Annotated in this window: 1 protein-coding gene; it reads right to left on the bottom strand. The window is 48.0% G+C overall.

The window, feature by feature from the left end:
* Window positions 1–30: 30 nt before the first annotated feature.
* On the bottom strand, window positions 31–1,356 hold the full coding sequence (locus DFQ01_RS30715; RefSeq protein WP_110047711.1) for an ISNCY family transposase: 1,326 nt from the start codon (window positions 1,354–1,356) through the stop codon (window positions 31–33).
* Window positions 1,357–1,430 lie beyond the last annotated feature (74 nt).

The following is a 1,430-nucleotide window of genomic DNA, read 5'->3' as shown; positions in this document are numbered from 1 at the left end:
GAAAATGTCACTCTCTAATGGAGGCCACCTTTACCAGGAGGCCTCTAAAAAACTGTTGTGCTGTGAATACATAGCATCTTGGAAGGTGCTGCGTTTTGTGTTACGGTTAGTGCTGGTGTTGTCATACGTGGTTTTCCACGGATGATCGTTGGCGGGTTTGCGTTGGGGCGCAGAACTCGCCTTTTTCTTTTTTGGTTGTTTTCGTTCAGGTCGTTCTGTTTTCTTGAGCTGCAGAGCCTGTTCACGGTGCCAAATGAACACCTCTCCCGAGAGTGTCTGCCGTACTTCAACGACCGTTTTTGTGTCAAAACGTTGAGTTGAGGGATCTACAAAAGTATAGATGATTCCATCAAAAGAGATGGTGTTACCGGCTCCCAGCATTCGATACTCGCGGGTCGTAAACACATGGTCAAGCTGAATGTGTTTGTCGAGCTTCATGTAAGCCAGTTCTTCCGAGCGTGGGGCCATAGCAAATTGCTTGTTATGCTTCTGAATGAGGCGAGGTAACGCTTCGTTAGCAGCCTCCATCGTGGTGATACCTAGCAAGCGAAGTTCAATGCTAAGACGGTCTTGCAAGGTTAACCAGAGGCGTTCGACACGACCTTTGGCCTGCGGTGTGATCGCTTTAATATGTTCAATGTTCAGTTCAGCCATTGCTTTGCCAAAGTTGGAGAGAGGCTTCGTTTCGCCAGCGAGTTCCTGTTCAACGGTCAGTTTCTCATTAGGCGATCGGAAGATGGTATGTCTGTCGCTGTACAGCCCTAGTGGAATGCCGTACTTCTTAATGCCCTGCTGCATGACAATCGAATAGCCTTCACGGCATTCGTTGGACCGAAATACGGCACCTACGACCGTGCCTGTTGCATCATCGATGGCGGCATGCAATGCAAACGAGGGAGCACGATCCTCTAGCCAAGCGTAAGGAGTAGCGTCAATCTGCCACAACATGCCTGCCTGTGCTTTACGCTGTCGAGGCTGGTGAGCCTTGTTCCGTCGTCTTTGTTTGGCTTGTTTGAGCCCTTTGGCAAGTAGGATGCGTCTCACAGTGGAGCTGCTCAATGCTATGGACTCGTGCTCTTGAAGTAGTTCTGCGAAGTGACAGCTGTTACTGCCGTGATACTTCGTTTTGTACAATGTCGCTGCCTGTTCCTTTGTCTCCTCAGTTAATGCATGTGCTGGTTTTCTTCCTCGATTCTTATGGGCGATGCCCTGAGCCCCTTCCGCTTTGTAATTATTCTTTAATCGTATAATTTGTCTAACGGAAATCCCTAACGCAATTGCCCCTTCGGTGTTTGTCATATGTCCTTCAAGGATTTTTCCCACTACAAGTACCTTCTTCATTTCTTCTCTGCTCAATGTAATTGTCTCCTGTCCCATAGTGACATTATCTCAGAACAGTTATGGGGTGACATTATCACAGCAGAACAACA

The sequence above is a fragment of the Paenibacillus cellulosilyticus genome, from assembly GCF_003182255.1.
Lineage (GTDB): Bacteria > Bacillota > Bacilli > Paenibacillales > Paenibacillaceae > Paenibacillus_T > Paenibacillus_T cellulosilyticus.
This window is presented reverse-complemented; position numbering and strand designations above follow the sequence as displayed.